This is a genomic window from Pseudobacter ginsenosidimutans, assembly GCF_007970185.1.
GTDB classification, from domain to species: Bacteria; Bacteroidota; Bacteroidia; order Chitinophagales; family Chitinophagaceae; genus Pseudobacter; species Pseudobacter ginsenosidimutans.
The window spans coordinates 5,708,493-5,722,391 of the sequence record NZ_CP042431.1 but is presented as its reverse complement, the minus strand read 5'-3'; the positions used below and the strand labels follow the sequence as shown (position 1 = coordinate 5,722,391).

At 48.3% G+C, this 13,899-nt stretch carries 8 protein-coding genes; 3 read left to right on the top strand and 5 right to left on the bottom strand.

The window, feature by feature from the left end:
* Positions 1-18 precede the first annotated feature (18 nt).
* From FSB84_RS22530 to FSB84_RS22515, 4 genes are all read right to left on the bottom strand, one after another.
* A complete protein-coding gene (locus FSB84_RS22530; protein WP_130540121.1) occupies positions 19-1,551 on the bottom strand; it encodes a RagB/SusD family nutrient uptake outer membrane protein in 1,533 nt (510 codons plus the stop codon).
* Positions 1,552-1,562: 11 nt separating this feature from the next.
* Positions 1,563-5,150 carry a SusC/RagA family TonB-linked outer membrane protein gene (locus tag FSB84_RS22525; RefSeq protein ID WP_158644066.1) on the bottom strand — a complete coding sequence of 1,196 codons (3,588 nt, stop codon included), beginning with the start codon at positions 5,148-5,150 and terminating at the stop codon, positions 1,563-1,565.
* 146 nt (positions 5,151-5,296) lie between these two features.
* The gene (locus tag FSB84_RS22520; RefSeq protein WP_130540119.1) at positions 5,297-6,514 is read right to left on the bottom strand and encodes a FecR family protein; all 1,218 of its coding nucleotides are present in this window, start codon (positions 6,512-6,514) and stop codon (positions 5,297-5,299) included.
* Between the two features lie 81 nt (positions 6,515-6,595).
* Positions 6,596-7,120: an RNA polymerase sigma factor gene (locus FSB84_RS22515; protein ID WP_130540118.1), complete on the bottom strand. Its 525-nt coding sequence runs from the start codon at positions 7,118-7,120 to the stop codon at positions 6,596-6,598.
* A 273-nt stretch (positions 7,121-7,393) separates the two neighbouring features.
* Here FSB84_RS22515 and FSB84_RS22510 point away from each other — a divergent pair, with 273 nt between their 5' ends.
* Positions 7,394-7,630, top strand: coding sequence for an RNA recognition motif domain-containing protein (locus FSB84_RS22510; RefSeq protein ID WP_158644065.1), 237 nt, complete (start codon positions 7,394-7,396; stop codon positions 7,628-7,630).
* Between the two features lie 14 nt (positions 7,631-7,644).
* On the opposite strand, the gene FSB84_RS22505 is transcribed toward FSB84_RS22510, so the two are convergent.
* Positions 7,645-8,754, bottom strand: coding sequence for an ROK family protein (locus tag FSB84_RS22505; RefSeq protein ID WP_317132461.1), 1,110 nt, complete (start codon positions 8,752-8,754; stop codon positions 7,645-7,647).
* Between the two features lie 391 nt (positions 8,755-9,145).
* Between FSB84_RS22505 and FSB84_RS22500 the strand changes: the two genes are divergently transcribed.
* Both FSB84_RS22500 and FSB84_RS22495 read left to right on the top strand, forming a co-directional pair.
* Positions 9,146-12,328 carry a SusC/RagA family TonB-linked outer membrane protein gene (locus FSB84_RS22500; RefSeq protein WP_225979860.1) on the top strand — a complete coding sequence of 1,061 codons (3,183 nt, stop codon included), beginning with the start codon at positions 9,146-9,148 and terminating at the stop codon, positions 12,326-12,328.
* Between the two features lie 8 nt (positions 12,329-12,336).
* Positions 12,337-13,890 (top strand): SusD/RagB family nutrient-binding outer membrane lipoprotein, encoded by a 1,554-nt coding sequence (locus FSB84_RS22495; RefSeq protein ID WP_130540114.1) that lies wholly within the window; start codon positions 12,337-12,339, stop codon positions 13,888-13,890.
* The last annotated feature ends 9 nt before the right edge of the window (positions 13,891-13,899 follow it).

The window sequence follows — 13,899 nt, the reverse complement described above, 5'->3', positions numbered from 1 at the left end:
TGCCGGCACCCAAAGTATTTATAGTGGATTCTGCTCGGTGATAAAAGGATTATAATTCAATTCGATGGTCAGCGGGATCTGCAAAGTAAACAGTTTGCCTGCAGCCACTACTTTCGTATTGGTGTGGTTCGCAGAGCCGTTGCGGTCTACGCCTATCCCCCACCGTTTGTTATCGAAGAATTCAAATCCGGATTCTCCCCAAAGCTCGATCCTGCGCTGCAGCTGGATCTCCTTCAGCAAGGCATCACCGGTGCTGGTTGATTTCACGTAAGACGGATCTCTTTCATGCGCGAGAATGTACAATGTGTTCTGTGCATTTTCATCCTGTCCGTCACGCGCTTCAGCTTCAGCTTTGGTGAGGATCATTTCGGAAGTACGCATGTAAATATCATCCTGGTTATAGGCAGGTGTAGTGCCATCGATGGGCGGCGCTGCGAACTTGTAGTTATAATATTTAAAATGCTTATCCGGTTCCTGAGCGCTGGGATATTTGAACTCCACAAAATCATCTGCTACAAAATTCTTTTTCCTGTAATCGGTAGCGCTGATCTGATCATACAATCGCTGATCGATCGCCAGCCAGCCGCCCTGGCTGCCGCCGTAACCACCATCGCCTTTGATGTTCACCCAACCGGGGAAAGAGCTGTTGCCTCTTCCGGTAGCGCTGGAATAATCGTATCCGAAAATGGTTTCAGTCAGGCTGAGATTGCTCATGCCTTTGGTGGTATAATCTGTTTCATTGATCAGTGTAGGATAGGCAGTCATCACATAATCTGCAGCGGCAATGGCTTTGGGCCAATCGCCGATAGTGATCGCTGCGCGCGCCAGTACTACTGAAGCAACGGATGCATCAAAATCTGTTTTGCTGGCTGTATTGCTGAGCCCGGATTTAGTGAAGAGGTCAACTGCTTCGGTTGCGTCTGCGATGATCTGGTTCCATACGTCCTGTGAAGGTGCACGGTCTTCCTCACTTCCTACTGTTGTATACAGCGGAACGCCGGGTTTGGTATTTCCGCCATGCATGTAATCATCCTGGTAGAGCCACATCAGATAAGTGTAGCTAAGTGCGCGCATGGTGAGTGCAGCAGCCTTGTATTTCATGATGAGCTTGTTCACATCAGTGGCTTGTGAAGGATCGAAATCAGGAGGAATGAGATCCAGGATCTGGTTGGCGTAGAAAATGTATTTATAATACATGCCCCAGTAGATGGCAGTGCGTGCCTGATTTTCTTCGCGATAGTTCAGCATTTGATAATCTTCTACCATCCAGCCACCGCTTGCGCGGGCCTGCACCATATCATTTCCTTTGAGGCTGAGCAGAAGGTTCACTACCAGGAAATTCCTGGTGTCTACAGAGTTCACCGGTGAGAGCCCGTTGAACTGAGCAACCATGCTGGTGACCATCGGCTCCAGAACTGTGGCAGGTTTGGTTTTGATGATCTGCTGTAATTGTTCCCTGGTCATTGTCCCTTCCGGATCGATGTCCAGATTCTTTGAGCAGGATGCAAAAATGGTGATGATGCTTCCTGTTATGATGATGAGTTTCTTCATGATTTTTCCATTTAGAGGGTAAGGTTGATACCAAAGGTGATGGTACGGGTTTGAGGGAAACCAAAGGCTGCCAGTGTGGTGCCTCCATCAAAAGATTGCCTGGGGTCGAGCCCTTTCTTGGCAGAGAACAGATGAAGATTGTCCACACTGAAGAAGATCCTCGCTGCTTCTATCCCGTTCTTTGCTGCGATATGCTGTGGTAACCTGTAGCCTAATGTAATATTCCTGATAGCTAAATAGGAAGCGTCGAAAAGTGACCAGTCCGAGTACTGACCGGCAGCGCCACCAACAGGCCTGTTGAAGTAGCTTTGCCCGGCGCTCATGTACATAGGTACATTGGAATCAGGATTTTCAGGTGACCATCCATTGGCCAGGTCCCTGTGAATGCCCCCGATCTTTTGCGTGGTCAGGTTCTGATAGGTCAATGAAATGGTTTTACCACCGATCTGCCAGCTAGTGAGTACAGAGAGATCGAAGTCCTTGTACTGAAGATTGGTATTGAAGCCGCCTACCAGGTCAGGAGCTGCAGAGCCCACTTCGAATTTAGTGGCGTCGTTTCCTTTGGTAGTAACGATATCCCCTACTTTTTTACCGGGATACAATGCCAGATTATCGGTTGCCCTTAACTGTTTGTAGAGCATGCCTTCACCTGTTGCTTTGTCAACACCTGCATATTTGTACATGTAGAGATTGTAATAATCTTTGCCTTCGCCACGGAGGAAGTTGCCTTCTTCATAATTCCCGTTCAGGGCTTTTGTTCCAACTCCCGGTGGGATTTCCAGCAGTTTGTTCTTGTAGTTGGAGGCGCGCAGGCTAACGGTCCAGTTCCAGTCTTTATTCCGGATTACATCCATACCCAGCTCAATTTCATAACCGGTATTCAGCAGAGAAGCCACATTCTCCAGTTTGGAGGGCTGCCCGGTAGAAGCGGGTAATGGTTTGGCCCAGATCATGTCGATGGTCTTGCGGCGGAAATAATCAACGGTGCCGTATATACGATCGAAGAGGCGGAAATCGATACCTGCGTCAACGATATTATTGCTTTCCCAGGTGAGTGCAGGATTGCCCCATGATTGCTGCGCAATGGCCAGTAAAGGGTTGTCGAGCGTTCCTGCATTGGAGATGCCATAAATATCTGTCCAGCGGTTGGCGCCCACGTTCTGGTTGCCCAGTGTACCATAGCTGGCGCGTACTTTCAATTCGGTGAGCCATTTGGAAGTTTTGTTCATGAAGCTTTCCTGGCTGATCCTCCAGGCGCCGCCTACAGACCAGAATGTTCCCCATTTGTCGTAACGGAAATTGGAAGAACCATCTGTGCGGATACTGGCAGTGAGGAAATATTTGCTGTTGTAGTTGTAAGCGAGCCTGGACAGATAGCCTTCGAGTGCTTCGCTGGAGCCGTTACCTGTGAGGCTCATGATCCGGATGGCATTGGTCAGGTCCGGGTTGTCGGGAGCAAACATGAGGGATTTTAATCCGTTCATATTATCCCTGCGCACCCAGCGATATTCATGTCCTGCCAGCACATCAATATTGTGCAAACCGATTTCTCTTGTATAATTGATGGTTTGAACGGTATTGAGGTACATCTGTTTTGACCAGACATTCTGAATGGTTCCCTGATAATCCCTTGCTGCGGAACCGCTCTCATTGTTGCCGTATACCCTGCTGTTGGAATAGGTATTGTCGAGCGAGAAGTCGAGCCTTACACGGAAATTCTTCAGTACAGTGGCTTCCAGGAATGCGCGGCTGGAGAAATCATCGGAGGTGAGTTCGTTGAGGTCTTTGTCGAAATACACAGCCGGGCTGTATCCCGGGAAAGTGGTTCGTCTTGTTGCCCCCAATGGACTATAAGTTTCTCCGGTGCCGAGATCGTACATGATCCTGCCGAGTGCATCGCGTTTCACACTGCCATCTTCTCCGTGCGCAAAAATGGGCCAGGTGGGCGCAAAGAAATCCTTAAAGAGAAATACGTTCGTGTTCACGGTACCACCCGAATAGTTGGGAGCATTGCTGTAACGACGCGTATAAGCAATGTTCATCCCGCCTTTCAGCCAGTTGGTGATGGTGGTGTTCACTTTCAGTCTCGCATTATAACGGTTGAAATCTGATGCCATCACGTAAGAAGGATCACTCATATAACCGGCAGACAGGAAGTAATCGGTTTTCTCGTTACCGCCGCTAAGGCTTACATTGTATTGCTGGCTGAAAGATTTCTTGATGAAGTAATCATTCCAGTCGTCATAGTACAGGCGCTTTGCATCGGACCTCAGCTTTCCTGTTGCAGGATCGATGAGCGTGGTGCCATCGGGTATCTTGTACAACATGTAATTACCGAGTGCATTGGTGGGCTGCAAAGTGGATCCTGTTGCAGTGAAAAGATTATTGCTGGCGTATTGTCTTGCATCTGCATCATTGAGATGTGGTGCGCCGGCTTCATTGCTGAAGCGGACATAATTGTAGATACCTTTCCAGACCAGTTCATAGTATTCTTTCGGATCCTTTACGATATCGAAATCAGGAACACCCTGGCTGTTCTGTCCGAGGCGTACATCGAAATTGATTTTCGTTTTTCCTTTTGCTCCCTTCTTGGTGGTTACGAGTATCACGCCATTGGAGGCCCGGGAACCGTAGAGGGAATTGGAGGCCGCATCTTTTGAAACCACGAGGTTTTCTATATCGGCAGGATTGAGAGAAGCCAGCGGCACATTGCTGGGAACACCGTCGATGACGATGAGCGGATCAGAACCTGCCGACAGTGAACCGAGGCCCCGGATACGGATCGCAGATTCACTTCCGGGCTGGCCGGAACTGGTAGATAATTGCACACCGGACACCATGCCTTCCAGTGCTCGTGACACGGTGGAAACATGTTGCTGACTGATCGTTGCGCCAGTCATGGTACTCACGGAACCGGTGAGGTCTTTCCTCTTCGCCTGACCGAAAGCCAGTACCACCACTTCATTCAGGGCTGCAGGGAGGGCCTTCAGTTGGAAAGTGAAGCTGGCGCCGGATTTCAGGATCGTATTGTCTCCTAACGGTAATGCACCATCGTTTGGAATCGCTATCAGTTGTGAAACAGGAACCTCCAGTGGAGTAAAGCCAACGGAGCTGATCACAATGATAGCTGATTCCGGAACGTTGGACAATGTGAATTGTCCCGTTGCTGTAGTGGTGGTGCCTTGCCTGGTATTTTTTACAGAGATGGATGCACCATTGATGGGCTCTTTCGATTCTGAATCGATCAGTTGCCCCGAGATCGTCACTGCACGCGCCATCACACTGTCTGCATCTTCCCTTGATGGAGTCTTGCGCATCAGCACGATGGTTTTGTCTTCTACTATGAACGATAACGGCTGACCATTTAACGCCCTGTTCATAAATTCCTGCAGGGGCATATTGGTTGCATCGATACTCACAGGCCTTGTGTTCACCAGCAATTCCTTGTTGGCGAAAACGATATAACCTGTTTGTTTTTTCACTTCGGAAAAAACTTTTTGGAGCGACATGTTCCTGCCGGTCAGGGTAACCGTTTGCGAGCTCGCGCTGGCGGATACCTGCAGGCAGAATGCCAGAACAAAAATTGAACTTAGTTTCATGACCTTACAAATTTTGCTTCCTGCATTTCCGGCGGAATTGTTTTTTTCCGTCAGCATACGGGAAATCCTTGTCAGAATGCTGAAAGCGCGTTCCGAAATAGGATAGCCGGTTTTTTGCATAACTTACGGGAGTTTTGGTGTTATTTCTATTTATACACGATCAGCCGGCGCCCGGCTTCGATCCTGAAATGTACTTCCGATACTTTCAATGCCCTGATCAATGCATCGAGCGTCAGATTCCTGCTCAATCCTCCATAAAATTGTAATTCAGGAATTCCGTTGGCATAGATCACTTCTATATCGTACCATCTTTCCAGTTGTTTCATCACCCTGTCGAAAGATTTGTTCTCCAGATAGAAATAGCCGTTCTTCCAGGCAATGGCAGCTTCACTCTGGCCTTCAGCAATGGAAAGGGACTGGCGTTGTGTGTTGAGGTTAGCCTGCTGGCCGGGATGCAGTACGGCGTACAGTGTTTCGCCCCTGGGCGCATGTTTGCCCCCGGCAACATTCACTTTTACACTACCTTCAATAAGTGTGGTAAGCTCTGCTGTTTCATTCCCGAAAGCATGGATATTGAAACTGGTTCCCAGAGCCTGGACCAGTTGGTTGGGGGTTTCTACCTTGAACGGTTTGGACAGGTCCGGCACAACTTCGAAATACGCTTCGCCTTTCAATTCCACTTTTCTATCTGTGCCCTGGAAAGAAACAGGATACCTGATACTGCTGGCGGCATTCAGCCAAACCCTGGTGCCATCCGGGAGCAATAACTGGAATTGTCTCCCCCTGGGAGTTGCCATGGTATTGTAGGCAATACTGGAGGAGTCGGCTTCGTCGCCAGCCTGGTAAATGAGTTGATTATTCTGTAAGGAAATTTCGGTAGTGCCCTGGCTGGCAAACACGCCATTGGAGGCACTGTCCAGCAGAATCTCACGCCCGTCGGCCAAAATGAGGATAGCGCCGTTACGACCCGGGCCGATGGATTCTATCACAGGAGTTGAAGGCGTTTGCGCCTGCTCGTTAGAAGCGCCCGCTCGCGGCCATTGCCATACTGTGATGGCGCCAGCCAATAGTAAAACGGCCGCTGCCGCCATCCAGCGGAAAGGTGGCAGCCTTCTGCGTGCCCTGATCACAGGTTCTGCAGGCCATTGTTGAAGGATCTTATCTGCCAGCTGGTCTTTTTCGCGGAAGGAAAATCCATCGTCTGCATCCAGTTCGTCCCAGATCTTTTCCATGCCAGGCAACAACTCCTCCCTGGAAGCTCCTGTTTCCAGTAACTTTATCAGCTCCGCCCTTTCTTCAGGCGTGGCTGTTTTGTTGAACCATCGGATGTACAACTCTTCCAGTCTGGAATTGCCAGCTTGCATAAATTTGATTGTATATCGAGAGACAACAGGAAAGAAAAAAAGGGGATATCGTGCGAAGAAAAATTCTGGAATAATATACAATCAGGGATGATAGATGGGCAATTTGCCTGAAACATATTTCTTGATTGCGTTGTTCGCGTACTGGAGATATTTCTTGATGGCATCTTTGGATATCTTCATTTCGTCGGCAGCCTGATCATATTTCAAGCCATTACGCCTGCAGAGTATCCATGCTTTCTGTTGTTGCGGAGGCAGCATCTCCACTGCTTCATCGATCAGCAGCAACAGGTGTTCCTGCTTGTAAATATCTTCACCGGCCTCCTGCAGTGAATCCTGGCTCCACTCCCATGCCCGGTTCTTTTCTCTCACCATTTTCTTCAGGGCGTTGAATGCATGGTTCCTGCAAATAATGAGTAAGAAAGACCTGAAGCTCTCGATCTGCGCCAGTGTTTCCCGGGTGAGCCAAAGCTTCACAAAGATGTCCTGAACGATCTCCTCGGCCAGGGACCGGTCTTCCAGATGCTGATAAATGAATTTAAAAACAAGCCCGGAGTAATGATGGGTGAGTGTTCTGAATGCCTGTTCATCGCCCGATGCAACCTGCATCAGCAAGAATTTTTCGTACGATGATTCTTTGGGCTTCACTAAGCGGTCCGGTTTTGGTGCGCCTTACAGCAATTAACAGGCCAAACAAATGTAAATGATATAGTTAAATGAAGTTTTAATTTACCTGAGCGGCAAAAAAACGATAGTATGAGGCGATAAAACAGCTACCAGTAAAGGATTTCGGCCAGGAAAAATTACCAAAAATGGAATTGGCCGGAGCCGCAAAAAATGGTAACTTCAGTTAAACCATCCTTGCAGTTCCAAATTATTGCTATGAAAATCGCCATCACCAATTTGAATCGCCGCACTACGGCGGCACACCTGCAACGACTTTTCCTTCCTTTTGGTAATGTGAGATCAGTTAAAATTATGAGGGATGATCCCGCAGGCAGGACTTCCTGTTACGGTATCGTGAGGATCGATTATCCCGCCGGACTCGTGGCGATCGCGTCCCTCGATAAACTCCTCTTCATGGATCATTATCTCGAAGTATTTGAACTGGGCCTGTAAACGCTGAACTACTTCTATTTCTTCTTTTGTTTTCCCGGAGTTGCCATTTCGATCTGCTGATCGAAATAATTTTCCAGTACCATACTCGTTACACCCAGTATGCTGGCATCTGTGCCGAGCTCAGACACCTGTATGCTTGCTTTCTCCCTGATCTGCGTCATACAATAGGTGTTGATGGCCTGTTGCATGGGAATGGTGATGTACTGACGCGCTTTTGCCATCTTGCCGCCCAATATGATAAGCTCCGGATTGAACAATTGAATTACTGTAGCGATGCCCTTCCCCATTTTGGCGCCCACATCCGCGAGGATATTGATCGCATACTGATCACCGAGATTGGCAGCATCGATCACCACATGCGGCTCGATCTTATCTATCTCACTATTGGATATTCTGTTCAGTAAAGAATCTTGTCCGGAGAGGATCCCTTCCTTGGCCATCTTGGCAAGCGCCACACCGGAAGCTACCGTTTCCAGACAACCGCGTTTGCCGCAGTAGCAAAGGATGCCATCGTCTATCAGCGGAATATGCCCGATCTCCCCGGAAAAGCCTGCTGTGCCGCCCCGCAGCTCTCCATCCATGATGATACCAAGGCCAATGCCCCAGTCCATCAGCAAGACCATCACATCGCGTTTTTCTCTTGCCAGGCCAAAACGTTTTTCTGCGATGGCATAGCATTTCACGTCGTTCTGAATGAAGACGGGCTTACTGAATGTGTCTTCCAGCTCCTGTTGCAGGGAACGAAGCTGGTTGGTGGAAATGATAAAAGTATAGTTCTCTCCTCTTTTGGAATCTACCAGACCGGGCATGCTGATCCCGATCCCGATCAGGCTTTCCTTATCGATACCTGCTTCACTGATCAGCGCAGAGGCCATATTGTGTAATTGCGAAACAGGATCGGCTTCTGTGGCGATATTGAGGTGAAAGGTCTTTACGGGTATGCTGTACCGGTAGCTGTTGTCCAGTATCGTCATCCTGGTTTGGTAACGCTCCAGCTCGATGGCCAGCACAAAATATTTACCAGGCATCAGTGCATACAGGTCCGGTTTACGGCCGCCGATGGATTGCCCCTGTCCGCTTTTCATGATCGCCCCCTCTTCCAGGAGTGCGGATACGAAATTCAAACAGGTTGGGGTACTTATGTTGATGTGCTCACAGAGCCCGGCGATGCTTTTTTCCGATTCGAGTAATGACCTTAAAATCTCCAGTTTCTTTAATTCTTTCTTTTCCACTACATAAGATTGTGTTGCATAGATACAAAAGATTCAGAAAATTCATTATGAATCTTCTGTTAAATTTTTAAAGAAGTTATTACTGTTATATTAATTATTTGCTTTTTGTGGATAAATACTGTTGAATTTTTAATTAAGACTGTTAAATTTGAATCAAAGTCTTAAAGGAATTCCAAATATTTAACCAAAACGGTTGAAAAAACTCGAAAAAAGCCCCATAATGAACACTACAGCAACCCCCGGGTGTTTAGGACGTTTCTCGCTAAAAAAAAGGCATAGGGAATTGGCACTGCTTCTGCTGCTCTGTATGATTTCCTTCGCTTCTCACCTCAATGCACAAACGCCCGCAACCATTACCGTCAGCGGTACTGTTGTGAACGATCAGAATGGAGAACTGCTTCCGGCTGTTTCTATCATCGTTCAGAAAAAAGATGTTGGCATGTCTGACTCCAAAGGAAGCTTCTCGGTAAAAATTGCTCCCGGCGCTTCCGTCACCTTCTCTTCAGTAGGATACGAATCAGTTACGGAGACCTTCAGTAAGGACCACGAAAATCTCGTGATCAGGCTGAAAGCCGCTACCGGTCAGCTCGGCGAAGTAGTGGTGACTGCACTCGGTATCAAGCGTGAAGAAAGAGCGCTTGGTTATGCAGTTACCAAGATCAACACGGAACAGCTCACCAATGCAGCATCCACCAACTGGATGGACGCACTCTCCGGAAAAGTGGCGGGCCTCAATATGGTCCGCTCCAACAGCGGGCCCGGTGGTTCCATCAAAGTGATCTTACGTGGTGAGAACAATCTTACGGGCGACAATGAAGCCCTCATTGTTGTGGATGGTGTGGTTGTAAGCAGTGGCAGCGCAAGACGCACCGCTACAGGTGGCAGCGCTTCCGGTCCAACCGATGGCATCCAACCCACGGATTTCGGAAGCGGACTCAATGATATCAATCCAGAAGATATCGAAAGCGTTACCGTGCTGAAAGGCCCTGCTGCATCTGCATTGTATGGGCAGCGTGGCGCCAATGGGGCGTTGATCATCACCACCAGGTCCGGTTCAAAAAAGAAAAAGCTGGGCATCACCGTTAGTTCCAATGGCTCACTGGAAACTCCCAACCGCTGGCCGGACCTGCAATATGAATACGGTCAGGGCCTGAATGGCGCCGCCACTTACTCTTATGGTTCTACTGCAGATGGTCCTTCCACCAGCAATACCAGCCTTAGCTGGGGCCCGCGGTTCAATGGACAGCAATTCTACCAGTACGATCCCAATACACAAACTACCGCAACCGAAAGAACTCCCTGGGTGCCTTACAAGAACCAGATCAGGGACTTCTTCGAAACAGGAAAATCACTGTCCAACTCCGTTAGTGTGGATGGCAATCTCTTCAAAACAACTTCTTTCCGCTTTTCGGCTACCCATAGCGATAATACCTGGATATTGCCCAACACGGGTTTCAACAGAACAAATCTTACACTTTCAACTACTACCAAAGTCACATCCAAATTCAATGTGTCTTTGAAAGCAAACTATACCAACAAGCACAGCAACAATCTGCCGGGCGTTGGCTATGGCAACCAGTCTGTGATGTACTGGTATGTGTTCTGGGTGCCCAATGCAGATATGAACTGGCTCAGGAATTACTGGACAACAGGAAAAGAGAACCAGGAACTGAAGGATCTTTTTACCACATCTCCCGAGAACCCCTATGCGGTGGCTTATGAGTTCATCAACGGCGCCAACCGCAACAACCTCACCGGTAATATCCAGTTGAACTACAATTTCACCAAAGAACTGAGCCTGCAACTGAGAGGGACCATCGACCGTTCGGGGGAAGACAGGTGGCAGCACCGTCCCTGGACTGCAGCCCGCTTCGCCAATGGTTCTTATCGTACACAGGATATCGGTGTTCAGGAACTCTCCGGCGATTTCCTCCTGAAATATGATAAGCAACTGAACAAAGATTTCCGCATAACCAGCTCCGTTGGTGGAAGCATGCTTCGCAACAAATACAACAGGATTGAAACAAGGGCTGACGGAATGAAAGAACCGGGCATCTATAATTTTGGTAACTCCATGTATGACCTGGTGTACCTGCCGGATACCAGCCGTTTCCGCATCAACAGTTTTTACGGATTGTTCTCGCTCAGTTACAAGAACTACCTGTATATGGACCTTACAGGCAGGCAGGACTGGAGCAGTGTTCTGGCCACTCCTTATCGTACCGATAATGTGGGCTTCTTCTATCCTTCTGCCAGTGTAAGTTTCATTGCTTCGGAATATTTCAAAATGCCTGAAGTGATCAATTATGCCAAACTGAGATTGTCGGTAGCTTCTGTGGGTAGCGGCGGAACCCTGCCCTATCTCACTTCTTATGCTTACCTCTATCCTACCGATAAAGTGTATACAGATAGCGCAGTGCAGAATCCTGCCACCATTCCCAATCCCAACCTGAAACCGCTGAAGACAACTACCTATGAACTGGGAGCTGAAATGAAATTCTTCAAAAATCGGTTAGGCTTCGACGTGGCTGTATATAAGGGACAAACGAAAGACCAGATCCTGCAACGCATTGTTGACCGTTCTTCCGGTTTTACAAGACAGGTGGTGAACGCAGGCCAGGTTGATAACTCCGGACTGGAAGTATCGCTCAATGGCACGCCTGTTGAAACCAAAGATTTCAAATGGAGCATGTTCGCCACTTTCTCCACCAATAAGAACAAAGTGGTTTCCCTGGCCAATGACGACAGTCTCTTTTTGCTCCGGAGCGGTGCTGTAGGCGGTGTGCAGATCGTAGCGAAAGTAGGCGGCAGTATGGGTGATATGTACGGGATCGGATTTGAACGTTCTCCGGATGGACAGGTGATCTATGATGCAGCAACAGGTCTTCCGAAGATCACTTCTTCGCCCGTATATCTCGGCAATACCATTCCGAAATATAAATTCAGTTTCGGGAATGAATTCCGCTACAAATCTTTCCGCTTCAATGTTCTGTTTGATGGTCAGGCCGGCGGTGTGGCGCATTCGTATACACATGGCCGTTTGGCTGATTTCGGCAAGCTCACGGCTACCCTGCCCGGCCGCTACAGTGGCATTATCGGGAACGGCGTGATCCAGGACGGAGATCATTACAGGAAGAATGATGTGATTGCGAAAGATATCACCACATTCTACCAGAACTCCATGGGCACGGCCAACGGAGAAGGCGCTACCTATAAAACCGACTTCATCAAACTGAGAGAAGCCAGACTGGATTATACACTTCCAAAGAACACTCTGAAAGCCCTTGGATTAACAAGGGTAACTGTAGGCGTTTACGGACGCAACCTCTTCATCTGGTCTAAATGGCCCATGTTCGATCCTGAATTCGGTACACTAAGCGGTACTGATATCGTGCAGGGCTTTGAAGTAGGACAATTCCCTTCCACCCGCACTGTTGGCTTCAACTTAGTTGTTGGTATTAATTAAGAAGAATCATGAAAAAGATATTCATACTATCAATCATAGCACTGGCAGCACTTTCTTTCACTGCCTGCAAAAAGGGATTCGAGAAAGAAAACACTGATCCCATTGGCATCACTGATGCACCGCCGGAAAAATTCCTCACACCTGCATTGGTGAATACTTTGTCTGCCAACCTCACCCGGAACAGGAATTTCAATAATGAACTGATGCAGGTGACGGTAACGCAAAGTGAAGATGAGAACGCGATATTCAGGTACGATTTCCGTCCAAATGTGGCCGACCTCACCTGGAACGCCTGGTATTCCGAGCTGACCAATTTCAAAGAGATCTTCACTGTCGCCTCCATGCCTGAGTACGAAAATGATTCCTGGAAAGGAATTTCCCTCGCACTGGAAGCATGGGTATTTTCTCTGCTGACAGACTCATATGGCGATATACCTTTCACTGAAGCCAACAGGGGCAAAGAAGGAATTGTAGAACCTGCATTCGACAAACAGAAAGATATCTACAATGGTCTCCTGGATAAACTGGAAAAAGCGAATGAATTACTTTCAGGCAATAAGGTAATCGTTGCTGCTGCCGATCCTGTATACAACGGGGATGTGAGCCGCTGGCGGAAACTGGCCAACAGCCTGCATTTGCGACTGCTTCTCCGTTTGTCCGGCAAACAGGAAACAGCTACTGTGATGATCGATAAGATCAAAGAGATCATCGGCAATCCTTCGAAATATCCTGTGTTCACTTCCAATGATGAATCGGCAGTACTGAAATGGAACGGCACTACAGTGCCTGGTGTGGCGCTCTCCAGTCCATTTGTGACCTCACTGCGTGAAGCGGATTTCAATATTCCCTCGCTCTGCAATTTCTTTATCGGACCCTTGAGGGAATGGAATGATCCCCGTCTGGATCTCAGTACCAAATATGGCAATGGAACCCGTAACAGGATCGGGATTGCTCCCGGCAGTAATGGATTCGCCGGTGTGAACAGTGGTTATCCTGTTGGTGGCGGCGAGCCCAAGCAGGCTTTCTTCTATTCCATGGGCGCCTCTGATTATTCTTTGCAGAAAAATCCGCTTACCGGCATCATCATGACCTACGCGGAACTGCAGTTCATTTTTGCAGAAGCTGCCGCCAAAGGATGGATCACAGGAGATGCAGGTACTTACTATCATAACGGTATCGCCAATGCGATAAATTACTGGGTGCCGGTTTTCACCACCGATATCGCCAATGCAGAGTTCACGGATTATGTAACTGCAGCCAATATCGGCTGGGATGATGCGTTGCCGCTGGATGCAACCACAGGCGATAGTAAAATGGAACGCATTCACCTGCAGAAATACTATAGTCTCTTCATGACCGATTTTCAACAATGGTTCGAATTCCGCCGCACAGGTCACCCTATCCTTCCGAAAGGTGAAGGATTGTTCAACGGAGGTGTGATGCCTGCCAGGTTGAACTATCCTGTTTATGTGCAGGCTGCCAATCCCACCAATTACAAACTGGCCGTGGAAAGCATGGGTGGCGATGCTGTAAGTACACAGGTTTGGTGGCAGAAACCATAAATCAATCAA